Annotated in this window: 19 protein-coding genes and 1 riboswitch; of the genes, 2 read left to right on the top strand and 17 right to left on the bottom strand. The window is 71.8% G+C overall.

Annotated features, from left to right (window positions below):
• Nucleotides 1–424 precede the first annotated feature (424 nt).
• Complete coding sequence (locus AUV07_RS12985; RefSeq protein WP_082802952.1) at nt 425–1,759, top strand: CoA transferase; 1,335 nt, start codon at nt 425–427, stop codon at nt 1,757–1,759.
• A gap of 33 nt (nt 1,760–1,792) precedes the next feature.
• Here the strand turns inward: AUV07_RS12985 and AUV07_RS12980 are convergent, their stop codons facing one another.
• The 4 genes from AUV07_RS12980 to AUV07_RS12965 are packed head-to-tail and all read right to left on the bottom strand — an operon-like array spanning nt 1,793 to nt 5,395.
• A complete protein-coding gene (locus AUV07_RS12980; RefSeq protein ID WP_062636695.1) occupies nt 1,793–2,605 on the bottom strand; it encodes a DUF4184 family protein in 813 nt (270 codons plus the stop codon).
• A 12-nt stretch (nt 2,606–2,617) separates the two neighbouring features.
• Nucleotides 2,618–3,919, bottom strand: a complete 1,302-nt coding sequence (tyrS, locus tag AUV07_RS12975) for a tyrosine--tRNA ligase (RefSeq protein WP_157524065.1) — start codon at nt 3,917–3,919, stop codon at nt 2,618–2,620.
• 52 nt (nt 3,920–3,971) lie between these two features.
• A complete protein-coding gene (locus AUV07_RS12970) occupies nt 3,972–4,754 on the bottom strand; it encodes a hypothetical protein (RefSeq protein WP_062636694.1) in 783 nt (260 codons plus the stop codon).
• Nucleotides 4,751–5,395: a SatD family protein gene (locus AUV07_RS12965; RefSeq protein WP_062636692.1), complete on the bottom strand. Its 645-nt coding sequence runs from the start codon at nt 5,393–5,395 to the stop codon at nt 4,751–4,753. Before AUV07_RS12965 ends, AUV07_RS12970 begins: the two co-directional genes overlap by 4 nt.
• A gap of 59 nt (nt 5,396–5,454) precedes the next feature.
• On the opposite strand from AUV07_RS12965, the gene AUV07_RS12960 reads away from it, so the two are divergent.
• On the top strand, nt 5,455–6,039 hold the full coding sequence (locus AUV07_RS12960; protein ID WP_062636690.1) for a DUF1349 domain-containing protein: 585 nt from the start codon (nt 5,455–5,457) through the stop codon (nt 6,037–6,039).
• A gap of 22 nt (nt 6,040–6,061) precedes the next feature.
• Here the strand turns inward: AUV07_RS12960 and argH are convergent, their stop codons facing one another.
• The 13 genes from argH to AUV07_RS12895 form a co-directional block, all read right to left on the bottom strand.
• Entirely contained in the window at nt 6,062–7,489 is a 1,428-nt protein-coding gene (argH, locus tag AUV07_RS12955; protein ID WP_062636688.1) for an argininosuccinate lyase, read from the bottom strand.
• On the bottom strand, nt 7,489–8,418 hold the full coding sequence (gene argF / locus AUV07_RS12950) for an ornithine carbamoyltransferase (RefSeq protein WP_025105260.1): 930 nt from the start codon (nt 8,416–8,418) through the stop codon (nt 7,489–7,491). The genes argH and argF overlap by 1 nt, the downstream gene beginning before the upstream one ends.
• Nucleotides 8,415–9,620, bottom strand: a complete 1,206-nt coding sequence (locus AUV07_RS12945) for an acetylornithine transaminase (protein ID WP_062636686.1) — start codon at nt 9,618–9,620, stop codon at nt 8,415–8,417. The genes argF and AUV07_RS12945 overlap by 4 nt, the downstream gene beginning before the upstream one ends.
• Complete coding sequence (gene argB / locus AUV07_RS12940; protein WP_062636684.1) at nt 9,617–10,534, bottom strand: acetylglutamate kinase; 918 nt, start codon at nt 10,532–10,534, stop codon at nt 9,617–9,619. Before argB ends, AUV07_RS12945 begins: the two co-directional genes overlap by 4 nt.
• Entirely contained in the window at nt 10,531–11,688 is a 1,158-nt protein-coding gene (argJ, locus tag AUV07_RS12935; protein WP_062636682.1) for a bifunctional glutamate N-acetyltransferase/amino-acid acetyltransferase ArgJ, read from the bottom strand. Before argJ ends, argB begins: the two co-directional genes overlap by 4 nt.
• Nucleotides 11,685–12,779, bottom strand: a complete 1,095-nt coding sequence (argC, locus tag AUV07_RS12930) for an N-acetyl-gamma-glutamyl-phosphate reductase (RefSeq protein ID WP_062636680.1) — start codon at nt 12,777–12,779, stop codon at nt 11,685–11,687. The genes argJ and argC overlap by 4 nt, the downstream gene beginning before the upstream one ends.
• 239 nt (nt 12,780–13,018) lie before the next feature.
• Nucleotides 13,019–15,166 carry a bifunctional hydroxymethylpyrimidine kinase/phosphomethylpyrimidine kinase gene (locus AUV07_RS12925; RefSeq protein ID WP_062636678.1) on the bottom strand — a complete coding sequence of 716 codons (2,148 nt, stop codon included), beginning with the start codon at nt 15,164–15,166 and terminating at the stop codon, nt 13,019–13,021.
• Complete coding sequence (gene thiM, locus AUV07_RS12920) at nt 15,163–16,011, bottom strand: hydroxyethylthiazole kinase (RefSeq protein WP_082802951.1); 849 nt, start codon at nt 16,009–16,011, stop codon at nt 15,163–15,165. Before thiM ends, AUV07_RS12925 begins: the two co-directional genes overlap by 4 nt.
• A riboswitch (TPP riboswitch) is annotated at nt 16,002–16,095 on the bottom strand. (Overlaps the previous gene by 10 nt.)
• A 7-nt stretch (nt 16,096–16,102) precedes the next feature.
• A complete protein-coding gene (locus AUV07_RS12915; RefSeq protein WP_062636676.1) occupies nt 16,103–17,074 on the bottom strand; it encodes an NAD-dependent epimerase/dehydratase family protein in 972 nt (323 codons plus the stop codon).
• 289 nt (nt 17,075–17,363) lie between these two features.
• On the bottom strand, nt 17,364–19,883 hold the full coding sequence (gene pheT, locus AUV07_RS12910; RefSeq protein ID WP_062636674.1) for a phenylalanine--tRNA ligase subunit beta: 2,520 nt from the start codon (nt 19,881–19,883) through the stop codon (nt 17,364–17,366).
• A complete protein-coding gene (pheS, locus tag AUV07_RS12905; protein WP_025105270.1) occupies nt 19,883–20,923 on the bottom strand; it encodes a phenylalanine--tRNA ligase subunit alpha in 1,041 nt (346 codons plus the stop codon). The genes pheT and pheS overlap by 1 nt, the downstream gene beginning before the upstream one ends.
• A gap of 49 nt (nt 20,924–20,972) precedes the next feature.
• The gene (locus AUV07_RS12900) at nt 20,973–21,899 is read right to left on the bottom strand and encodes an amino acid ABC transporter permease (RefSeq protein WP_062636672.1); all 927 of its coding nucleotides are present in this window, start codon (nt 21,897–21,899) and stop codon (nt 20,973–20,975) included.
• Complete coding sequence (locus tag AUV07_RS12895) at nt 21,896–22,543, bottom strand: amino acid ABC transporter permease (protein WP_062636670.1); 648 nt, start codon at nt 22,541–22,543, stop codon at nt 21,896–21,898. Before AUV07_RS12895 ends, AUV07_RS12900 begins: the two co-directional genes overlap by 4 nt.
• Nucleotides 22,544–22,555: the final 12 nt, after the last annotated feature.

Raw genomic sequence — 22,555 nt, 5'->3', positions numbered from 1 at the left:
AAGTGCACGCTGTTGAGTTCTCAAGGATCGGATGCTCCCACGACCCAGCCATCACAACCAGGCCCGCAGGGCAACTTCTCTATCCTAGCCATCCCGACCCGCTTGTCAAATCGGCGCGCCGCGCGGATCTCGGATCCGCTGCGCAGCCGGTGACAGCCGCAGAAGGGGTGGATCTCCCATCCTAGGCGCAAGCGCTGGATCTCTCAAGTGAGAGTGGATCGGGAGTGGTTCTCCGCTTGAGGGGGGTGAAGCTCTGGGCTTCTCCGCTTCCCTGTGGGGCGAACAAGTAATAAGTTACGTGGATTCCGGGGGTCTGGCAAATCGGGCGCACCACCCCGGGCGTGTCGCGGGCGCCCCGCGCCGGGGTTCGGCCGGGTCAGCGGCTGTTTCCAGCGGTATCCGGGGGCGGAGTAGCATCACGCCCATGCCCCCTCCCTTCTCCGACACCACTGCCGATCTGCTCGCCCGTGTGTGGCGGGACACGGGCGACGCGCCCCTCCCCGCGGACTCCGTCGCGTCACTCCGCACTCTCGATCCGGTGCCTCTCGCCTCGCGCACGGCGACCGCAGAGTTGGCTCTCGCCAGTGTGGCCGCGGTCACCGTCGCCGCCGGACTCGACCCCGGGTCCATCGATCCCCGACGCGTGGCCGCCGCCTACCGGAGCGACCGCCACCTACTCGTCGACGGAACTCCCCCGCCGGTGTGGGCGCCGCTCTCCGGGTTCTGGGAGAGCGGCGACGGGTGGGTCCGCACACATGGCAACTACCCGCACCACGCTCGCGCGCTTCTCCGCGCGCTCGGTCTGTCCGGCTCGGCGGGTGCCGAGGCTGTGACCCGCAGGATGGCGACCCTCTCGACCGACGAGGCCGTGGGCCTCATCTCCGCGGCGGGCGGACTCGCGGTGGCCGTGCGTCACGAGGACCCCGAGGCCGACCGGGCGCAGCGAGCTGCTCCGCTCCTCGATGTCGCGGTCGCCGGCCCCGCGGGCGGACGAACGAAGGACCGACGGGCCTCGTCTCCCGCCGCCTCGGCGCGCCTGCCCCTCGCCGGCCTCCGTGTCCTGGACCTCACCCGAGTGATCGCGGGGCCGGTGTGCACACGGACGCTCGCTCTCCTCGGCGCCGACGTGCTGCGTCTCGACCCGCCGCAGCTCCCCGAGCTCCCGTGGCAGCACCTCGACACCGGCCATGGCAAGCGCACCGCACGCCTCGACGCCCGGTCCCCCGAGCTGCACGCCCTCCTGAAGTCGGCGGATGCGGTCGTGCTCGGATATCGGCCCGCCTCGCTGGACCGGCTCGGCCTCTCCCCCGACGCTCTGGTCGAGCAGCACCCGGGTCTCCTCGTCGCGCAGCTCAGCGCCTGGGGACCCGATCATCCCGAGCGCGCCGGTTTCGACAGTCTCGTCCAGGCGGAGAGCGGCATCGCGATGATCGAGGGCGACGACGGACGGCCGGGGGCCCTCCCCGCCCAGGCGCTGGATCACAGCAGCGGATATCTTCTCGCCGCCGCACTCACCCGCCTGCTCCGTTCCCGCGACGGGCGCTCGCGCATCGTGCGCACCTCCCTGCGCCGGGTCGCCGCCGAACTGCTGGGGATGCCGCGCACGACCGCTGCCGTGCGCGCGCCGGAGATCGACGCCTCGGCGCATCTCGCGCGATTGGACGTGGACGGGACGCCGATCGTGACGGCGGCCCCCGCGCTCCCCGGGCTCAGGTTCGAGGCCCCGCACGCCTGGGGTACGGACGCACCACGCTGGTGACTCGGCTTCCCGGCGTGCCGGGTCCGCTGCGGGTCAGACGGCGGACCGCGGCCGCCGCACGGCGAGGACCACGCAGAGGACCAGGGTGAGCAGGCCCCACACCGCACAGGCCGGCGGCAGCACCCGATACGCGAGATGCTGCACCGTGAACTCGGCGGAGAGCGGGCCGAACGCCAGCAGTCCGCCGACCCAGGCGAGCACGAGGATCACCGGCAGCGAGAGCCACCACGCGACCCGCACGACCGTCGGAAGGATCCGGGGCGCATGCGTTCGCGGGGTCGCACGACGCAGCCACAGTGCCGCCCAGATCGCCAGACCCAGCAGGCCGAGCGCGCTCGAGGCGTACTGGAGCCACTTGTAGCCGTCGAACGGACCCCACGAGTCCGCGAGCGCGGGCAGCAGATCGACGCCCCACCGCGATTCATGCGTGAACGCGTCCCAGAGGATGTGCGAGAGCACCCCCAGCATCGCGGAGAGCACGAGCAGGACCGGATACAGCGACCGCGCACCCCGATACCGGGGACGGTCGTCGCGGGTCAACGCCTCGACTCCGGCCCGGAGTCCGCTCGCGCCCCACCCGGCGGGCAGCCGCGTGCTCACCCAGTCCGGCAACAGCTCCAGGGTCGCGGGGCGCAGCAGCACACGCCACAGCAGGAAGAGCACGAGCGCGAGCAGAGCCGTCCACACGACGTTGACCGGATCGTGCAGGAACCCGTAGTTGAGCCCGACGTTCCGCAGGAACAGCGAGATGTCCGGCGTCATCGCTCCGATCGCGATCGCCGCGGGAACCAGGGGCGTGCGCACGAACGGCAACGCCACGATCGCGTGACTCGGGGTGAACGGCATGCCTGACCGGGATCAGCCGAGGAAGACGCCGGCGAGAGTCTTCTTCCCGCGACGCAGCACCGAGACACCCCCGGGAAGCGTGCCCTGGACGGTCGCGGAGTCGTCCTCCACCCGCTCGCCGTCGAGGGACACCCCGCCCTGCGCGATGGCGCGACGGGCCTCCGACAGACTCGACACCAGCCCCGTCGCGACGAGTGCGTCGACCACCGGAGTACCGGCGGCGACCGTCGCGTGCGGGAGCTCGTCCAAGGCCGTGCGCAGTGTCGCCGCGTCGAGAGTGGTCAGGTCGCCCTGCCCGAACAGCGCCTCGGACGCCGCGATCACGGCCGCCGTCGCCTCTACACCGTGCACCGTCGCGACGACCTCGAGCGCGAGGCGCTTCTGGGCGGCGCGGCGGAACGGCTCCGTCGCCACGAGCTCGGCGTACTCCTCGATCTCGGCCCTGGTCAGGAACGTGAAGACCTTGAGGCGTTCGATCACGTCGGCATCGGCCGTGCTGAGCCAGAACTGGTAGAACGCGTAGGGGCTCGTGAGCTCCGCGTCGATCCAGATCGCGTTTCCCTCGCTCTTGCCGAACTTCGTGCCGTCGCTGTTGGTGATCAGCGGCGTGCCGATCGCGTGGACCGAGGCCCCCTCGACCCGGTGGATGAGGTCGGTGCCGCTGGTGAGGTTGCCCCACTGATCCGAGCCGCCCGTCTGCAGCACGCAGTCGTACTGGCGGTAGAGCTCGAGGAAGTCGAGCCCCTGGAGGATCTGGTAGCTGAACTCGGTGTAGCTGATGCCGGCGTCGGAGTTCAGGCGCGCGGCCACCGCGTCCTTCTTCAGCATCGTGCCGACGCGGTAGTGCTTGCCGATCTCCCGCAGGAAGTCGATGGCGGAGAGCGGCGCCGTCCAGTCGAGGTTGTTCACCATGCGGGCGGCGTTGTCGCCCTCGAAGCTGAGGTACCGCTCGACCTGGCCGCGCAGGCGGTCGACCCATTCCGCCACCGTCTCGCGGGTGTTGAGCGTGCGCTCCGCAGTCGGCCGGGGATCGCCGATCAGGCCGGTGGAGCCGCCCACGAGACCGAGCGGCTTGTGCCCGGCGAGCTGGAGGCGGCGGAGCAGGAGCAGCTGGACCAGGTGCCCGAGATGCAGACTCGGTGCCGTCGGGTCAAAGCCGCAGTAATACGTGACGGGGTCTCCCGCGAGCAGGGCGCGCAGCGCCTCCTGGTCGGTGGACACGTGGACGAGGCCACGCCACACGATCTCGTCCCACACGTTCTCGAACGTAGGGTCGATCGCCTGCGGCGCGGTCGTCAGAGCGGGAGTTGACACGCGCTCCAGGCTAGCAGCGCGCGACCGTCCCGCTGCGTCGCGGGCGGGGGTGTCAGCTGTGCGCCGCCCACCAGACGAGGAACGCGGCACCGAGGCCGATCACCCAGCTCACGAGGCTGCCGACGAGGAAGTACTCGGCACGCGCGCCGGTCTCCCCGTCGCGGGAGATCTCCGGGAAGCGGACGATGCCCTTGGCGGCGAGCATGGCCGCGAGCACCGGGTACGCCGCGGCGAGCGTGAGGATCATCACGAGCACGCGTTCCAGCGGCCCGATGAGCCGCCCGCCCTTGAAGCCATGGCGGGGATCGGCGGGGATCACGGCGGACACCGCCGGGGCGTCGGCCTCCGAGCGGTCTGAGGGCACGGGCTCGGGCGCGACGGTCCCCGAGACCTCGGCCGGGCGCCAGGTGTGCTCGCCGTCGAGAGCCGCACGGACGACGAGGTTCGCGGATTCGAGGAGGAAGACGCCGGCACCGAGCGCGAGCACGGCGAGATCGAACGGCACCTCGCCGAAGGGCGAGCGGAGCGTCCAGAGCTCGCCGATGAGTCCAGACGTGCTCCTCGACCCGCCCCAGACCACGGCGGCGATGCTGAGGGCGGCCAGCGCGACCGCCGGCCAGAACCCCGCCCGGGACGGCCCCTCGTCCGGCATGCTCCACGCCCACAGCGCCCCGGCACCGAGCCCCAGGAGCGCGGGCAGCAGCGCGTCGCCGCCGATACCGAGGAGGACGACCACGGCCGCGGCCACGACGAAGCCGATCCACCGCCGCGGCACGAACTGCCGGACGAGGTCGGTCGCGCCGACGGCGAGGAGGACGAAGCCGGCGAGGATCATGCGGACTCCCCCCGGAGCGCGGCCACGCCTTCGATGAGAGCGGCGGCTCCCGCACTCCGCAGCGACTTGGAGACGCTCGGCTGCGAGATGCCCTCCTGGGCGGCGAGCTCCTGCTGGGACCGGCCGACCAGGCGTCCGTAGGTGAGGTGGCGCTCGCGCGTGCTCATCGCCCCCACCAGCTCGTCGCGCGCGAGGACGTAAGCGTTGGACGCGGCGATCACGGTCTCCATGACCTCATCCTGACCCGGGGCGCCGACAATCCAGGTGCGCGTGCGCGGCACGGCGCGCTGTTCGCGTGCGTGGACGGTCTCGATCGCGGCGCGTGCCGCGTACCACCCGGGTCCGTCGGCGAGCTCGCCGTGCACCGAGGTGACCGGCCGGACCTCGCCGACCCCGATGCCGAAGCGGAAGGCGAGACCCTCCGGGAGGCGGAGCTGGACCATGAGGAGGGAGAGGAGCGCGTCGGGCAGTGCGCGGTAGACGCCCTGCTGCTCGTCCCCTACCGTGGGCGTGAGCGGGTGGATGGCCAGCGGGCGATCCTGTTCCACCTGTGCGATGGTCTCGTCCAGCGCACGCTGCGCAGCACCGCGGTCCCGGAGCTCCCGGGACCCGACGATGTCGGCGATCACAGCGATGACCATGACATAACCGTAACACGAATATTCGCTGTTTATGCCCTTATCAGCTATAGATGGGAAATATGCCTGAATCGCGCATCATCAACTGGACCGATGGCACCTGGACCCACGCCCCCGCCTGGACGCACGTCGACGGTCACCTCGACGCCACCGCGGCCGAGGGCAGCGACGCCTGGCGCCACACCGCCTACGGTTTCGTGCACGACACGGAGCACGCGCTGCTCGCGCCGCTCGCCGTCGGCGAAGCGATCGAGGTCGCGTTCCGTGCGCCGTGGGAGGGGCAGTTCGACCAGGCGGGGCTCTTCGTGCGCGCCGATGAGGAGCACTGGATCAAAGCGGGCGTCGAGTTCGCCGATGGCCACCTCGGTCTCGGTGCCGTCGTGACCGCCGGCCGATCCGACTGGTCGGTCGGCTACGTCGACGACTGGCGCGAGAGCGAGATCACGGTCCGGGTCAGCCGCTGGGCGGACGCGATGATCGTGCGCGCCCGGGCGGACGACGGCCCCTGGCGCCTGGTCAGGGTGGCTCCCTTCGCCAGCGATGCGACCGTCTCCGCGGGACCGTTCCTCGCCGCGCCCACCCGCGCGGGCCTGACCGTCCGGTTCACCCGGTGGGAACGCTCGGCCGCCGACGGCGACCTGCACTGAGGCGAGGCCGCCGCCGGAGCGATTACAGGCCGAGCGCGTGCGCAGCGGCCTGCGCGCGGGCGACGAGCTCCGCGCGCTGCTCGGCCACCCGCTCCGGAGCGGTGCCGCCGACGCCCGTGCGCGACGCGACGGAGCCCTCGATCGTGAGCACCTCGCGGACCTCGGGGACGAGGTGCGGCGACACCGACAGCAGCAGCTCGTCGGAGGCGTCCTCCAGCCCGATCCCCTGCTCCTCGCAGGCACGCACGAGCGCGCCGGAGATCTCGTGGGCGTCGCGGAACGGCACGCGCCGCTTCACCAGCCACTCGGCGACATCCGTCGCCAGGGAGAACCCCTGCGGGGCGAGCGCGGCCATCCGCTCCGTGTGGAAACGCAGCGTCGCGATCATCCCGGCGAACGCCGGCAGCACGACCTCGAGCGTCTGCACCGAGTCGAACACCGGCTCCTTGTCCTCCTGCAGATCGCGGTTGTACGCGAGGGGCAGGCCCTTGAGCGTCGCCAGCAGGCCGGACAGGTTACCGATGAGACGCCCCGACTTGCCGCGCGCGAGCTCGGCGATGTCCGGGTTCTTCTTCTGCGGCATGATGCTGGATCCCGTGGAGTAGCCGTCGTCGAGGGTGACGAAGCCGAACTCCCGCGTGTTCCAGAGGATGATCTCCTCGGACAGGCGGGAGAGGTCGACCCCCGTCATCGCCGCGATGAACGCGAACTCCGCCACGACGTCCCGCGCAGCGGTGCCGTCGAGGGAGTTCTCCGCCGGCCGGTCGAGGCCGAGCTCCGTCGCGACGAGCGCGGGATCCAGGCCCAGGGTCGACCCCGCGAGCGCTCCCCCGCCGTACGGCGAGACACCGGCGCGACGGCGCCAGTCGACGAGGCGTTCGAGCTCGCGCACCAGCGGCCAGGCGTGGGCCTGGAGGTGATGGGCGAGCAGCACCGGCTGTGCGTGCTGCAGGTGCGTGCGGCCGGGCAGGATCGCGTCGGGATGCGCCTCCGCCTGCGCCACGAGCGCATCGATCACGCGCAGCAGGTCGCGCGCGATCACCCGGGCGTGGTCGATCAGGTACATCCGCACGAGCGTGGCGATCTGGTCGTTCCGGCTGCGGCCGGCGCGGAGGCGTCCGCCCAGCTCGGGACCCAGCTCGGCGATCAGCGCCTGCTCGAGCGCACCGTGCACGTCCTCGTCGGTGGGCAACGGCCGCAGGGTGCCGTCGGCGACCTTGCGCGCGACGGCGTCGAGGCCCTCGTGCATCCGGGCGGCCTCATCCGGCTCCAGGTACCCCGCGGCGGCCAGCGCCGTGGCATGCGCGTGGGATCCCGCGATGTCGTACGGCGCCAGGATCCAGTCGAAGTGCGTCGACCGGCTCAGCTCGACGAGCTCCGGCGACGGACCGGTGGCGAACCGCGCGCCCCAGAGCGCGCCCTCGTTGGTGCCTTCGTGCGAACCGGCCATCACGCGTCCTTCTTCCCGAGAAGCCAGACCAGCAGGGCCTTCTGGGCGTGCAGGCGGTTCTCCGCCTCGTCCCAGACCACGCTCTGCGGACCGTCGATGACCGCGGAGTCCACCTCGTAGCCGCGGTCGGCGGGCAGGCAGTGGATGAAGATCGCGTCGTCGTGCGCGAGCTCCATCGTCTCCGGCGTGACCTTGTAGCCGCCGAGGTCGCGGATCCGCGCGAGCTTCTCCTCCTCCTTGCCCATCGACACCCAGGTGTCGGTGACGACCACGTCGGCACCGGCGGCCGCCTCGACCGGGTCGGTGAAGAGCGTGATCGATCCGCCGGTCTCCCCGGCGCGGCGGTCGGCCGCTTCGATCACGTCGGCGCGCGGCGCGTAGTCCTCCGGCGAGGCGATGCGCACGTGCATGCCGGCCGTGACGCCCGCGAGCGCGTAGGAGTGCGCCATGTTGCTCTGGCCGTCGCCGAAGAACGTCAGCGTGAGGCCCTTCAGGTCGCCCTTGTGCTCACGGATCGTCAGCAGGTCGGCGAGGAGCTGGCAAGGGTGGAAGTCGTCCGACAACGCATTGATCACGGGGACCCGCGTACCGGCGGCCATCTCCTCCAGGCCCGACTGCGCGTACGTGCGCCAGACGATCGCGGCGACCTGGCGCTCGAGCACGCGCGCCGTGTCGGACGGCGTCTCCTTCCCGCCGAGCTGGCTGCTCGCCGTGGAGATGATGAGCGGCGTGCCGCCGAGGTCGGCGATACCGACGGCGAACGAGACGCGCGTCCGGGTGGACGACTTGTCGAAGATCACGGCGACGGTCTGCGGGCCGGCGAGGCTCTTGTCCGCCCAGCGATCCTTCTTGAGCTCGAGCGCGAGATCGAGGATCTCCGCCTGCTCGGCTGGCGTCAGATCGTCGTCGCGCAGCAGGTGGCGGGTCATGCGGGGACCTTTCCGGTGGCGGAGGTGTGGACGTCGGAGAGAGCGGCGGCGAACAGCTCGCGGAACTCCGCCAGCTCCGCGTCGCCGATGGTGAGCGCCGGCGCGACGCGCACGGTCTCGGGGTTGGCGGCGTTGACGATGAGACCGCGGTCCTGGGCGGCGGCGACCACCGCACCCGCCACGGGCTGCGTGAGCGCGACGCCCACGAGGAGTCCGCGGCCGCGGACGCCGCCGACCAGCGGGGAGTCGATGCCGAGGATGATGTCCCGCAGCTCGGCGCCACGGCGCGCGGCGTTGTCGACGAGGTCGGCGCGCTCGATCTCGGCCAGCACCGCGTCCGCCACGGCCGTCGCGAGCGGGTTGCCGCCGAACGTGGAGCCGTGCGAACCGGGGGTGAACAGGGCGCTCGCGGCCCCGTAGGTGACGAGGGCGCCGATCGGGAATCCGCCGCCGATGCCCTTCGCGAGCGTGATGGCGTCGGGCGTGATGCCCTCGTGGCTGAATCCGAACCAGGCGCCGGTCCGGCCCGCGCCCGTCTGGATCTCGTCGACGATGAGCAGGGCGCCGTGCGCGAGGGTCAGCGAGCGTGCCGCGGCGAGGTAGCCCTCGGGCAGCTCGACGACGCCGGCTTCACCCTGGATCGGCTCCACGATGACGGCGGCGACCCGGTCGTCCATCGCGGCCTCCAGCGCGTCGATCGTGGCCGGGATGTGCTCCACGCCTCCGGGCATCGGCGCGAACGGCGCACGCATCGACTCCTTGGCCGTGAGCGCCAGCGAGCCCATCGTCCGGCCGTGGAAGCCGTTCTCCAGTGCGAGGATGCGCGGACGCTCCGCACCGCCGTGCAGACGGGCGAGCTTGAACGCGGCCTCGTTGGCCTCGGCACCGGAGTTCGAGAAGAACACGCGACCGTCGATCCCCGCGCCGGCGAGGCGCTTGAGACGGGCGGCGAGCGCGAGCTGCGGCGGAGTCGCGAAGTAGTTGGAGACGTGCGCGAGGGTGGCGGCCTGCCGGGACACCGCATCGACGAACACCGGGTGCGCGTGTCCGAGGGAGGTCACCGCGATGCCGGCGAGGAAGTCGAGGTAGCGTCGGTCTTCGGCGTCCCACAGGTACGAGCCCTCACCGCGGGTCAGCAGCGCGAGGCGCTCCCCCGCGTTGAGCACGAGATCACGTGCCGCGTCGTCCTGCCAGACGGTCATGCCGTCGCCCCTTTCTCTCCCAGGACCACTTCGGTCCCGATTCCCTTGCTGGTGAACAGTTCGACGAGCACCGAGTGCGGCACCCGTCCGTCGATGATCGCCGCCGCGTCGACGCCGCCCTCGACCGCATCGAGGCACGCGCGCATCTTCGGGATCATCCCCGACTCGAGGCGCGGAAGCATCTCGACGAGCGCGTCCGACCTCAGGTGCGACACGAGCGAGTCCCGGTTGGGCCAGTCGGCGTACAGCCCCGGCACGTCGGTGAGGATGACGAGCTTGCGCGCACCGAGGGCCACGGCCAGCGCGGCAGCCGCGGCATCCGCGTTGACGTTGAGCGACTGCCCCGGGTGGTCGAGGTCGGGCGCGATGCTCGACACGACCGGGATCCGCCCTGCGGCGAGATGGTCGAGCACCGGCGTCGGGTCGACCTGGACCACGTCGCCCACGCGGCCGAGGTCCACCTCCTCCCCGTCGATCATGACACCGCGGCGGCGGCCGCCGAAGAGCCCGGCGTCCTCGCCGCTGAGCCCGGTGGCGATGGGCCCGTGCGAGTTGATCTTCGACACGAGCTGCGGGTTGACCTGCCCGGTGAGCACCATCCGCACGACGCCGATGGCTTCGGTGTTGGTGACGCGGTACCCGCCCTTGAACTCGCTGGGGATCTCCAGCCGCTGCAGCATGTCGGAGATCTGCGGCCCGCCGCCGTGCACGACCACGGGCTGCACACCGACGTAGCGGAGGTACGCGATGTCCTGGGCGAAGGCCTCCTGCAGCTCGTCCGAGACCATGGCGTTCCCGCCGTACTTGACGACGACGATCTGGTCGCGGAACTTCTTCAGCCACGGCAGCGACTCGATGAGGGTGGTCGCCTTCTGCGCCGCGATGTCCGGCGTGGTGTCCTGGATGTCGGTCATGAGGCGTAGGCGCTGTTCTCGTGCACGTAGTCGTGGGTGAGGTCGTTCGTCAGCACCGTGGCGGTGGCCTCTCCGACCTTGAGGTCGATCATCAGGTGCGTGGCCCGCGGCGTCAGGTCGACCTCCTCGCGGGGGCGGTCCGGCCCTCCGGCGGTGCAGACGCGGACGCCGTTCATCCACACGTCGACGTCGTAGGGGTCGAACTGCGCGGCCGTCGTGCCGATCGCCGCGAGGACGCGGCCCCAGTTCGGGTCGTTGCCGAAGATGGCCGCCTTGAACAGGTTGTTGCGGGCGACCGAGCGGCCGACCTCGACGGCGTCCTGCTCGGAGACGGCGTGCTGCACCTCGATCGTGATGTCGTGGCTCGCGCCCTCCGCGTCGCCCTGCAACTTGACCGCGAGCTCCTGGCAGAGCCCGGTGAGCGCCTCGGCGAAGTCGTCGAGGTCGGGGGCGACCTCGGAGGCGCCGTTGGCGAGCAGCGTCACCTGGTCGTTGGTCGACATGCAGCCGTCGGAGTCGAGGCGGTCGAACGTGCGTCCCGTCGCCCGACGCAGCGCCTCGTCGGCCTGGAGCGGTTCGAGCACGGCGTCGGTGGTGAGCACCACGAGCATCGTCGCCAGACCCGGGGCGAGCATGCCCGCGCCCTTCGCCATGCCGCCGATCGTCCAGCCGTCGCGGGTGACCACAGCGGTCTTCGCGACCGTGTCCGTGGTCATGATGGCGTGCGCGGCGCTCTCCCCGCCGTCCGCGCTCAGCTCGGTGATCGCCTGCGCGGTGCCCGCGAGGACCTTCTCGCGGAAGACCTCGTCCCCCGTCCCGATGAGCCCCGTGGAGCAGACGAGCACGTCGCCCGCGCTGATGCCGAGCAGCTCGGCCGCCTTCTCCGCGGTCTGGTGGGTCGTCTGGAACCCGAAGCTCCCGGTGAAGCAGTTCGCACCGCCGGAGTTGAGGACGACGGCCTCGACCACGCGGTCCGCGACGGCCTGCTGCGACCAGATGATGGGGTTGGCCTTGGCGCGGTTGCTCGTGAAGACGGCGGCGCCGACCTTGCGGGGGCCGCGGTTGACCACGACGGCGACATCGGGCTTGCCGGTGGACTTGAGTCCGGCGGCGACCCCGGCCGCCTCGAATCCTGCGGGGGCGGTGACGCTCACGGGGCGACTCCGTTCACTGAGAGGGCGCGGGTCTCGGGAAGCCCCAGCGCGATGTTCATGGACTGGACGGCAGCTCCGGCGGTGCCCTTGACGAGGTTGTCGACGGCGGTGACCACCGTGACGCGGTTCGCGGCGCGGTCGATCGCGAGGCCGAGGAGGGCTGTGTTCGCCCCGAGCACGTCGGCCGTGCGCGGGAAGCTCCCCTCCGGCAGCAGCTGGACGAAGGTCTCGTCGCCGTAGGCGCTCTCCCACGCCTGACGGATCTCGGCGTCGCTCACACCCTCGACGATCGGCGCCGTGGACGTGGCGAGGATGCCGCGCGACATCGGCACGAGGACCGGGGTGAAAGAGATCCGGATGTCCTGGGTCCCTGCTCCCTGGGTCCCTGAGCCTGTCGAAGCGCCTGAGCCCGTCGAAGGGCGGGCGGCGGCGAGCGCCTGACGGATCTCCGGGATGTGGCGGTGCGTGCCGCCGACGGCATAGGGGTTCGCGGAGCCGAGGATCTCGCTGGCGAGGAGGTTCGTCTTCAGGCTCTTGCCCGCCCCGGACGGGCCGACGGCCAGGACGGAGACGATGTCGCCCGGGTCGATCACGCCGGCCGCGACACCGGGGGCGAGGCTGAGGCTCACCGTGGAGGCGTTGCAGCCGGGTGCGGCGATCCGGGTCGCGCTGCGCAGCGTCTCCCGCTGCTTGCCCCCTCCGACGAGGAGCTCGGGCACGCCGTACGTCCACGGCTCATGGAAGGACCCGCCGTAGAACGCGTCCCACTCCGCCGACGAGGTGAGCCGGTGGTCCGCTCCGGCGTCGATCACCAGCGGGGTGTCGCCGAGGGCGTCCGTGTACTGCCCGGACTGGCCGTGTGGGAGGGCCAGGAACACGATGTCGTGTCCGGCGAGGACCTCTGGTGTGGTGTCCTGCAGCGTCAGGTGGGCGAGTGAACGGAGGTGCGGCTGATGGGCGACGAGGGGCTGTCCGGCGTTCGAGTGCGCCGTGACGGTGCGGATCTCGACGTCGGGGTGAGCGGCCAGGAGGCGCAGGATCTCGCCGCCTGCGTAGCCGGAGGCGCCGGAGACGGCGACGGAATACGTCATGCTTCTACCTTAACGGTCGGGTCCTCGACGATCTCGGGACCGGGGGCGGGGCCGGAGGCGGCGACACCGGCACTCGACCGCCGCGCGGACGCAGGCAGAAGGGCGGGGTCGCCTAGAATCGGCGGCCGCGACGTCGGCGCACGGCGATGACGCTCGGGACGAGCGTCGAAGGAGCGGTGGCGACCGAAGGCATGCGGCGACGATAGCGCGGGCGCGTTCGGCACCGCAAATCCGGGGCGTCACACGACAGCGCGCGCGACCGGTGCGGCGAAGAAGGCCCGTTCGTGCGCGCTCGATGCGAGGAAGGCTCGCCGCATCCGCTCTCGGCCGGTGTCGTCGGCCCTCGCGGCCGCGGCGGCGACATGCGCGACGGCCTGCCGGGTGGCCTCCGCGAAAGCCGGATCCGCGTAGGTCGCCAGCCACGATGCATAGGGATGCCGGGGGTCGCGGGGCGCCGCGCCGAACGCTCCGGTATGGAGCCGCTCCCCCAGGTCGGTGTAGAGCCAGAAGCACGGCAGCACGGCCGCGATCACCGTGGCGTAGTCCCCGCCGAAGGCGACGGCACGCAGGTGGTCGAGGTAGGCGACCGTGGCCGGGGCGGGCTCGGCGGCGAAGGTCGCGCCGCTCACCCCGGTCTCCGGGGTCAGCCACGACGCGTGCAGCTCCAGCTCGCCGCGGATCGCGCCGTGCGCGGCCTCGGCCCAGAACGCCTGCTCGTCGGGGGTCGGAGCGAGACGTGACGCCTCCGCGAGCACCCGGGCGTACTCGCGGAGGTAGAGGGCATCCTGCGCGAGGTAGAAGACGAAGGCGTCGCGCTCGAGAGTCCCCTCGGCGAGCGCGCGCACGAAGGGCAGCGCGTCGATGTCGCGGCGGATCGCGGCGGTCTCGTCCCACCAGGCCGCGGCCACCTCCTCCGGTGTCGGCTGGGTCTCGACCCCGCCGCGCGCCCAGAGTCCCGCGAGATGATGGATCGGGCCGTGTCCTCGCCCGACGTCCAGGTCGTCGGCCGCGCGGAGAGACTCCCGCAACCAGGCGCGCGCGGCGTGGACCGCGGTCGCGGGATCGTCGCCCCGCGCCAGTCGTGTGGCCAGAGCCGCGGACAGCGAGCAGCCGGTGCCGTGGGTGTTCTCCGTCCGGATACGCGCCCCCGGGAATTCCGCGCGCGTACCGGCTGCCGTGTCGATCAGGGCGTCCGGCGCCTCGTCCCCGGGCAGATGCCCGCCCTTCACCAGCACCGCGGTCCCCATAGCGGCCGACAGCTCTCGCGCCGCGGCGAGCGCGTCCGCCCAGTCCGTCACCTTGTGACCGACGAGCACCGCGAGCTCGGCGAGGTTCGGGGTGACCACGGTCGCCAGGGACAGCAGGCTCCGCAGCTCGCGCTCCGCGTCGGGGTGGAGCAGCCGATCCCCCGAGGTCGCGATCATGACCGGGTCGAGCACGACGATCGGGGGCTGTGTGTCCCGGAGCCACGCGGCGACCGTCCGGATCACCTCCACGTCCGCGAGCATGCCGATCTTCACGGCGTCGATGCGGATGTCGTCGGCGACGGCCTCGAGCTGCGCGCGCAGGAACTCCGCGGGAGGGACGTGCACGGCGCGGACGCCCTGCGTGTTCTGGGCGGTCAGGGCGGTCAGGGCCGCCATGCCGTAGCCCCCGTGCGCGGCGATCGCCTTGAGGTCGGCCTGGATGCCCGCGCCGCCGGACGGATCGCTGCCGGCGATGCTGAGCACATGCGGCACCGCCCGTCCGAGCCACCGCCGACGGAAGGCCGCGGCTGCAGCACGGGGGTCCACTGCCGCGCACAGCGCCGAGACCACCGCGATCCCGGCGGCACCGGCCGCGCGCAGCGCCGCCGTGTCGTCGAGGTCCACCCCGCCGATGGCGACGCACGGCAGCGCACTGCGCGCGGCGAACGCGGCGAAGCCGTCGATGCCGAGCGGGTCCGGATGGTCGGGCTTCGTGCGCGTGGGGCGGATCACGCCGACGCCGAGGTAGTCGACCGTCCCCGGCGGCAGCGCGGCGACCTCCTCGAGGTGCGCGGAGGTGTTCGCGGTCAGCCCGATCAGGGCCTCCGGGCCGAGGAGCTCGCGCGCGCGGAGCACCGAGGCGTCCGCCTGACCGAGGTGCACCCCGTCCACCCTGGCGCCGCGACGACGCGCCTCGACGGCCGCATCGAGGCGATCGTTCACGACGAGCAGCGCGCGGCCGTCGATGGCCGCAGACAGAGCGAGGAGCTGGTCGACAGTATCCTCGTCCGTCGCCTCCTTGTCGCGCAGCTGCACGATGCGGACTCCGCCGGCCACCGCCTCGCGGACGGTCGCGACCACCCCGCGTGCCCCGCACAGCGACCGATCGGTGACGAGGTACAGGGACAGGTCGACGGTCATCGGGTCTCCTCCTCGACGCGGGCGCGGGCCCGGAGATCCGCCGGGGTCACGGCGGACAGCGCATCGAGCAGTCCGACGGCGAAGCTGCCCGGTCCGCGGGAGGTCTCCGCCGCCTGCTCGGCCGCGACCGTGTAGACGAGGGTCGCCGCTGCCACCGCCGTCAGCGCATCGGTCCCGGTACCGCGGGACGCCCCGAGGAAGGCCGCCATCACGGCGCCCAGCGCGCAGCCGCCGCCCGTCACCCGCGTGAGCAGCTCGTGCCCGTTGGCGATGCGGATCACCCGTTCCCCGTCGGTGAGGAGGTCGACCGGGCCGGAGACGGCGACCACGGAGCCGTACCGGTCGGCGAGCTCGCGGGCCGCTGCGGCCGCCGCCTCGGTGCGGTCCGTCGCGTCGACGCCGCGGCCGCCGCTGCTGTGCCCGGCGAGCGCGAGGATCTCCGACGCGTTGCCGCGGATGGCGGTCGGGCGCCGCGCGGCCAGCTCGTGGGCCAGTGCCGTCCGCACCGGGAGCGTGCCGATCGCGACGGGATCGAGCACCCACGGCGTGGCGGCGGCGAGCGCTCCGGCCACGGCTTCCCGACTCGCCTCCCGCTGCTCCGGGGTCGGCGTCCCGAGGTTGACGAGGAGCCCCGAGGCGGCACCCGCGAACGGTCCGGCCTCGCCGACGATGTCGACCATCGCCGGCGCCGCGCCGAGCGCGAGCAGCACGTTGGCGGTGAACCCCGTCACGACGGCGTTCGTGAGGCAGTGCGTCAACGGCGGCGCAGCCCGGACCTCCTCCCGCAGCCTTCCCGCCGTGACGGCGAGGTCGAGGACGGATTCCGGACGCACAGGATCGCTCATTGCGACATCCCTTCGCTAGTACGAACTAGATCAGGTTCGACGGGTGTGATCTCAGCCGCGGATGCGGCACCCCGTGTCACTGCCTCGCAGTCTAGCGAGCGAAGGCGTCGAGCAGCGCCCGTTCCTCCGTCCGTGTCAGTCCGGCGCGGCGTTCCCGGTCCACGCCTCGTTCGCGCTCGTCCGCCACGACGCGTTCCACGGTCTCCTCGAGGGGGCGGAGCGTGCCTCCGCTGCGCCGGTACCGCGCGTTCGAGCGGGTCATGAATCCGCTCATCTCGGGCGGCAGCCATAGCGGGAGCGAGCGCGGCCCCGCCCAGTACGCGACACCCTCCGCGACGAGACGCTCCTCCGTCCCGACGACGACCGGACCGGTGTGCCCGGTGGAAGCGCGCACCGTACGCAGCACGTCCTCCAGGTCGCGCACGTCGCCGATCGCGTTCACGGCACCGGTGACGGTGGCCGACACGGCGAAGGCGGCGACGTCCTCGACGTCGATGACCTGCGCCGTGCGCCCGTCGAGCGGCGGGAGCAGCACCGGCGCGTCGAGGGCCCGGAGGAACACCGCCGCCCAGTAGCCGAAGCGATCGCTCGGGTCGCCGTCGCCGACGATGAGGCCGGGACGGACGAGGAGCGCGCGGTCGCCGAGGCTCTCCTGCACGGCGTCCTCCGCCGCGACCTTCTGCCGCGCGTAGTCGGCGTCCTCACCGGCCTGCGCCGCCGGGTGCCGCGGGGCCGACTCGTCCGTCCCGACCGTCTCGTCGTCGCGGTACACCGACATCGACGAGATGTATGTCCACCGGGCGGCACGGTCGCCGAGTGCGCGGACTACCCCGGAGACATGAGCGGCGTGGGAGGAGACGTCGACGACGTGGTCCCAGTCGGTGCGCGAGACGACGTCATAGGCGTCCTCGTCGTCGCGGTCGGCGAGCACGAGGGTCGCTCCCGGTGGCGCCGGGCGTCCGCCGCGGGCGAGGCAGGTCACCGACGCCCCCGCCCCCAACGCGTGCGCGGCGATGCGCCCCGACAGCCATCCGGTTCCCCCCAGGATCAGCACATCCGTCATGTGCCCATGTCATCAGGATCAACGACTCGGGGGAAGGGCCTCCGCTCAGAGCGGAGCGACACAAACCACCGCGCGCGCACAGGCCCTCACGCGAACACAGGCCCCCACGCGAACACAGGCCCTCACGCGAACACAGGCCCCCACGCGAACACAGGCCCCCACCCGAACACAGGCCCTCACGCGAGTACAGGCACTCGCGTGCGCACAGGCCAGGGGCGCTGCTGTCGCCTGATGCCGCGCGAACGCCTGATGCCGCGCGGCCTCAGAAGGAAGCCGCGCGGCATCGGGATCAGTCGCGGAGGGCGGCGCCGAAGCGCTCCGCGGCGACGGCGACGCCCGCCATCTTCGCCTCGGAGGCCTCCGCGGCGGTCAGCGTGCGGTCGCCTGCCCGGAAGCGCAGGGCGAACGTCAGCGACTTCGATCCCTCGGGCACGCCCTCGCCGCGGTAGTCGTCCACGAGCCGGACCGACTCCAGCAGCGCGCCGGCGCCCTCGACGAGAGCCGCGCGGATCTCGCCCGCCGGCACCTCGGCCGGCAGCGTGAGCGAGACGTCCTGCGTCGCGGCCGGGAACGTGGACAGCGATGCCGCCACGATGCGTCCTCCGGCGAGCGTGAGCAGCCGGTCGAGGTCGAGTTCCAGCACGGTGGCGCGGCCGGGCAGGTCGGCCTCCTCCGCGACGGCGGGATGCAGCTCGCCGACGTAGCCGACCTCCTCGCCGCCGGCGACCAGCGCACCGGTGCGTCCGGGGTGGAGGGCGGCGCGCTGCGTCTGTACGACGTCGATCTCGATGCCCGCGGCGGCCCCGATCACGCGGACCGCGTCGAGCGCCTCGACGAGTCCGGCGGCCTCGGCTGCACGCCCCGGCTGACGCGGCGACACATTGCCGGTCAGCAGCACCGCGACGTGGCGCTCCTGCGGGGGGATGGAGGCGTCGAGCTGGGCGAGCACCTCATCGGACGGCCGGACACCCAGCGGCGGGACCTCGGCGGTGCCGTACTCCACGCCGGGCTCCGGGACGAACACGGCCCCGGTCTCGAACAGCGCGAGATCCGTGAGCCCGCGCGAGATGTTGCGGTGCGCGGTCTGCAGCAGACCCGGGATGAGCGAGCGCCGCAGGAACGGCACCTGCCCGTCGAGCGGGTTCGCGAGGCGGATGCTGGGCAGGTGCTCACCGGACGCGGAGCCGTGCAGATCGTTCTGCGCCTCGGTCGTGAACGGGAACGCCGGGGTCTCGACGAAGCCTGCGGCGGCGAGTGCGTTCGCCACGCGGCGACGCCCCTGCTGGTGGGCTGTGAGGCCGCGACCGGACGGCGGCGTCGGCAGCACCGCGGGGATGCGGTCGAGCCCGTGGATGCGGGCGACCTCCTCGGCGAGCGTCCACTTGTCGGTGAGGTCGGGGCGCCAGGTCGGCGGGATGACCGTCCATCCGCCCTGGGTCCCTGAGCCTGTCGAAGGGCTGACCTCCGCCCCGATCGTCGTGAGCGCCCCGGTGATCTCGTCGTCGGTGTAGTCGACGCCGATCAGTCCCTGCACGAAGCCGCGCGGGAGCTCGATCTCGGCGACGAAGACCTCGGCGAAGAGCGCGCCACCCTCCTCCGTGAGCGTGCCACCGGCGAGCTCGACCATGAGGTCGGCCGCGCGTCGGGCCGCGACGAACGGGATCAGCGGGTCGACGCCGCGCTCGAAGCGCTTGGACGCCTCGCTCGGGAGCTTGTGCCGGCGGGCCGTGCGGGCGATGGTCGTCGCGTCGAAGGTCGCCGCCTCGATGAGCACGTTCCGCGTGGTGTCGCTCATCTCGGTGGTGCCACCGCCCATGACACCGGCGAGGCCGATGGGGCCGGAGTCGTCGGTGATGAGGAGGTCTTCGACGTGCAGCTTCCGCTCCACGCCGTCGAGCGTGGTCATCTTCTCCCCCGGCGTCGCGCGCCGGACGGTGATGCCGCCCGTGAGCTTGTCGAGGTCGTAGCCGTGCAGGGGCTGCCCGAGCTCGAGCATGACGTAGTTCGTGATGTCGATGAGCACGCCCAGCGACCGCATGCCGGCGAGACTCAGGCGCGCGATCATCCACGGCGGGGTGGGCCGCGACGGATCGACATCGCGCACGACCCGGGTGACGAACTCGCTCGCGCCGACCTTGCCGCGCACCGGCGCCTGGTCGTCCACGATGGCCGTGTGTCCGGAACCGGGCTGCAGCTCGGCGAAGTCGCGCTCGGCGGGGTCGCGGAAGGCCGCCCCCGTGGCGTGGGAGTACTCACGGGCGACGCCGCGCACCGAGAACGCGTAGCCACGGTCCGGCGTGACGTTGATCTCCACCGCGACGTCGTCGAGGCCCAGCAGCGCGATCGCGTCCGTGCCCACGGGCGCATCGATGCCGAGGTCGCTCAGCACGACGATGCCGTTGTGCTCGTCGCCGAGACCCAGCTCGCGCGCGGAGGCGATCATGCCGTCCGACACGTGACCGTAGGTCTTGCGGGCGGCGATGGGGAACGGACCGGGAAGGACGGCGCCGGGCAGGGTCACGACGACCTTGTCGCCGGCGACGAAGTTGTGCGCGCCGCAGACGATCCCCCGGACACCGCCGTGCTCGGGACCGACGTCGACCTGGCACCAGTTGATGGTCTTGCCGTTCGACTGGGGCTCCGGCTCGAGCGAGACGACCTGGCCGACCACCACGGGGCCCGTGATGTCGAAGCGGTGCACGTCCTCCTCTTCGAAGCCGACGGTCACCAGCGCCGCGAGGACGTCCTCCGGCGTGGCATCCGCTGCCAGATCGACGTACTCACGCAGCCACGAAAGCGGGACGCGCATCACACCACCATCCCGTACTGCTCGCTGAAACGGACATCGCCCTCGGCCATGTCGCGCATGTCCTGCACATCGCTGCGGAACATCAGGCCCCGCTCGATGCCCATGCCGAACGCGAAGCCGCTGTACACCTCGGGGTCGATCCCGGCCGCGCGCAGCACGTTCGGGTTGACCATGCCGCAGCCGCCCCACTCGATCCAGCGCGCGCCGCCCTTGAAGGTCGGGTGCCACAGGTCGAGCTCGGCGGAGGGCTCGGTGAAGGGGAAGTAGTTCGTGCGGAAGCGGGTCTTGGCCTCCGGACCGAAGAGCTGCTTCGCGAAGTGGTCGAGCGTGCCCTTGAGGTGCGCCATCGTGATGCCCTTGTCGACGACCAGTCCCTCGAACTGCGTGAAGACCGGGAGGTGCGTCGCGTCGAACTCGTCGGTGCGGTACACGCGGCCCGGGCACAGCACGTAGATGGGGACCTCGCGGTTCAGCATCGACCGCACCTGCACCGGGCTCGTGTGCGTGCGCATGACGAGGTGACGCGAGGTCGGGTCGACGTAGAAGGTGTCCTGCTCCTGGCGCGCGGGGTGGTCGACGTCGAAGTTCAGTGCGTCGAAGTTGAACCACTCGTGCTCGAGCTCCGGCCCCTCCGCGATCTCCCACCCCATGCCGACGAAGATGTCCTCGACGTGGTCCTGCAGGAGAGCGAGCGGGTGCCGGGCGCCCACACGCGTCCGCGACGGGACGGCGGTGATGTCGACGCGCTCGGCCTCCAGGCGCGCGGCGACCTCGGCGGCGGCCAGCTCGGCCTCCTTCGCCGCGAGCGCCTGGTTCACACGACCGCGGCCCTGACCGACGAGCTTGCCGAACGCGGCCTTGTTCTCGGGGGCGACCTGGCGCATCGAGGCGTTCAGGACCGCGAGCGGCGATCCCTCCGCGACGTGCGCCGCACGGGCGGCTTTCAGCGCGGCGGTGTCGGCGGCCGCGTCGATCGCCGCGAGGGCGTCGGCGACAGCGGCTTCGACCGCTTCGGGGGTGATTTCCGGAGACTCTGACACGGGAGTCGAGTCTACCGGCGCGGGACGGGCGTCCCGCGCCGGTGGCGGCTCAGAGGCCGGAAGCGCCGGAGCTGTTGGCGTCGAACTTGCCCAGCCCGCGCTGCGCCACGATGAGCGACGTGTTCGTCTCGCCGTCGTGCTGGCGAGGGTCCGCCTCGTCCGGTCCGGCCTTGGCCGAGCGCTTCGCCCGACGCTGCAGGCGGTAGGCGATGTACGACAGCACCAGACAGACCGCGACGTACATCGAGCCGCCGACGATCGCGGCGGGGATCAGTGGCGACCCGTAGGGCGCCTGATTGCCGATCTGGTTGATGACGTACAGCAGCTCCTGGTACGTGATGATGAAGCCGAGCGCGGTGTCCTTCAGCGCCACCACGAGCTGCGCGATGATCACGGGCATCATCGCCCGGACGGCCTGCGGGATGAGGATGAAGTACATGACCCCGGTCTTGCGCAGGCCGATCGCGTAGCCGGCTTCCTTCTGTCCGCGCGGCAGCGACTCGATCCCGGCGCGGAGCACCTCCGCGAGCACGGAGCCGTTGTAGACGATGAGCGCGATGACCACCGCGAAGTACGGGGGCATCCGGATGCCGATCACCGGAAGGCCGTAGTACAGCAGCATCATGAGGATCAGGACGGGGATCGCCCGCATGATCTCGATGATCCACCGCACCGGCTCCCGCACCCAGGCGTGCTCGGAGAGGCGGCCGATGCCGAGGACGAAGCCGAGGATCAGCGAGCCGACACCGGCGACGGCGAAGGCGGAGAGCGTGCTGAGCAGGCCCTCCCCGAAGCGCACCCAGACCGCCGAGTAGGTGAAGATGTTCCACTTCTCCGCGGAGAACTGGCCGGTGGCGTACAGGCGCCAGACCACCCAGCCGAGCACGGCGAGGACGACGAGGATCGTGACGGCACCGATGACCCGGTTGCGGGCGACCGCGCGGGGGCCCGGGACGTCGAACAGGACGGAACTCATCGCGCGATCCTCCACTTGTTCTCGAGCACACGCTGCACCCAGCTCAGGAGCAGCACGAGCACGACGAAGATGACCATGACCCAGAGCAGCACGACGAGGGCGTTCTCGCCCCGCTCGCTGAGAGCCGCCCGGATCGTGCCGAGGTTGACCACCGAGAAGCCGGCGGCCACCGTGGTGTTCTTCATGAGGGCGATCAGCACGCTCATGAGCGGCGGGACCACGGACCGCGTGGCCTGGGGCAGCACGACGAAGCGCATGACCTGGCCGAAGTTGAGGCCGATGGCGCGTGCCGCCTCCGCCTGTCCGACCGGCACCGTGTTGATGCCGGCGCGGATCGCCTCCGCGACGTACGTGGCGGTGTAGATGCCGAGGGCGATCGTGGCCAGCAGCAGGGAATTGACCCGCTCCCCCAGCAGGATCGGAAGACAGAACGCGAAGAAGAACATCACCAGCGTGAGCGGGGTGTTCCGGATCCAGTTCACGTACACGGCGCCGACGCCGCGCGCGATCGGGACAGGGGACACGCGGGCCGCTCCGACGATGAGTCCGAGCACCACGGCGATGAGGCCACCGCCGAGGAACAGCGCGATGGTTCCCCACAGCGCTTCACCCCAGAGGTCGAGGTGGTCCGAGATCACTCCCACTGCTGTGCCTTT

It is taken from the genome of Microbacterium sp. CH1 (assembly GCF_001595495.1).
Lineage (GTDB): Bacteria > Actinomycetota > Actinomycetes > Actinomycetales > Microbacteriaceae > Microbacterium.
Note: the sequence above shows the minus strand (reverse complement) of the source record. Positions and strands in the feature narration are given on the sequence as shown.

What these genes read in the sequence shown, in the direction of transcription:
- AUV07_RS12980 (WP_062636695.1), bottom strand. Translation starts at nt 2,605, where the DNA reads ATGCCGTTCACCCCGAGTCACGCGATCGTGGCGTTGCCGTTCGTGCGC.
- thiM (WP_082802951.1), bottom strand. Translation starts at nt 16,011, where the DNA reads ATGAGCGATCCTGTGCGTCCGGAATCCGTCCTCGACCTCGCCGTCACG.
- AUV07_RS12945 (WP_062636686.1), bottom strand. Translation starts at nt 9,620, where the DNA reads ATGACCGTCTGGCAGGACGACGCGGCACGTGATCTCGTGCTCAACGCG.
- pheT (WP_062636674.1), bottom strand. Translation starts at nt 19,883, where the DNA reads ATGCGCGTCCCGCTTTCGTGGCTGCGTGAGTACGTCGATCTGGCAGCG.
- AUV07_RS12915 (WP_062636676.1), bottom strand. Translation starts at nt 17,074, where the DNA reads ATGACGGATGTGCTGATCCTGGGGGGAACCGGATGGCTGTCGGGGCGC.
- argH (WP_062636688.1), bottom strand. Translation starts at nt 7,489, where the DNA reads ATGGCCGGTTCGCACGAAGGCACCAACGAGGGCGCGCTCTGGGGCGCG.
- argB (WP_062636684.1), bottom strand. Translation starts at nt 10,534, where the DNA reads ATGACCGACATCCAGGACACCACGCCGGACATCGCGGCGCAGAAGGCG.
- AUV07_RS12925 (WP_062636678.1), bottom strand. Translation starts at nt 15,166, where the DNA reads ATGACCGTCGACCTGTCCCTGTACCTCGTCACCGATCGGTCGCTGTGC.
- AUV07_RS12970 (WP_062636694.1), bottom strand. Translation starts at nt 4,754, where the DNA reads ATGATCCTCGCCGGCTTCGTCCTCCTCGCCGTCGGCGCGACCGACCTC.
- AUV07_RS12985 (WP_082802952.1), top strand. Translation starts at nt 425, where the DNA reads ATGCCCCCTCCCTTCTCCGACACCACTGCCGATCTGCTCGCCCGTGTG.
- AUV07_RS12900 (WP_062636672.1), bottom strand. Translation starts at nt 21,899, where the DNA reads ATGAGTTCCGTCCTGTTCGACGTCCCGGGCCCCCGCGCGGTCGCCCGC.
- AUV07_RS12960 (WP_062636690.1), top strand. Translation starts at nt 5,455, where the DNA reads ATGCCTGAATCGCGCATCATCAACTGGACCGATGGCACCTGGACCCAC.
- AUV07_RS12965 (WP_062636692.1), bottom strand. Translation starts at nt 5,395, where the DNA reads ATGGTCATCGCTGTGATCGCCGACATCGTCGGGTCCCGGGAGCTCCGG.
- argC (WP_062636680.1), bottom strand. Translation starts at nt 12,779, where the DNA reads ATGACGTATTCCGTCGCCGTCTCCGGCGCCTCCGGCTACGCAGGCGGC.
- argF (WP_025105260.1), bottom strand. Translation starts at nt 8,418, where the DNA reads ATGACCCGCCACCTGCTGCGCGACGACGATCTGACGCCAGCCGAGCAG.